This window comes from Microtetraspora sp. AC03309 (genome assembly GCF_020826795.1).
GTDB lineage: Bacteria > Actinomycetota > Actinomycetes > Streptosporangiales > Streptosporangiaceae > Microtetraspora > Microtetraspora glauca.
In genome coordinates, this window is the sequence record NZ_JADDIL010000637.1 from 1 (window position 1) to 385 (window position 385).

General features: G+C 60.3%; 1 protein-coding gene. It reads left to right on the top strand.

The features are described 5' to 3' along the window. Positions 1-103: 103 nt before the first annotated feature. A partial coding sequence (locus tag IMZ11_RS44720; protein WP_228649893.1) for a hypothetical protein occupies positions 104-385 on the top strand: 282 nt, incomplete at its 3' end.

The following is a 385-nucleotide window of genomic DNA, read 5'->3' on the forward strand; positions in this document are numbered from 1 at the left end:
CGTGCATTGGTAATCGCGCAGCGTCGCAGCAGATACGAACGCTCTCGGAAGGCGCTTGGAAGAGCATAGCGATGGATAGATCAGCCGAGACGACCTCATCGAAGTGCTCGACGAGAAGCGGGGTGAGCTGTCCGGTGCCGGATCCGATTTCAAGACAGCGTCCGCCCACGGGTATGTCGCCTCGCCGGAGAGCGTCGTGTACGGCGTCGAAGCGATTCGTGCTGTGTTCGGTGTTCCAGGTTGCTGCCATACCGTCGAACGAGTTGGCGGTAGCTCGGGCGATGTCAGTTGTCCAGACACCGTCGACGGCAATTGCCCGAGCAAAGGCTTGCAACTCTACAAGATGGTCCAGGATGGGTTTCCCGGGCGGCGCGGCGAGATAGAT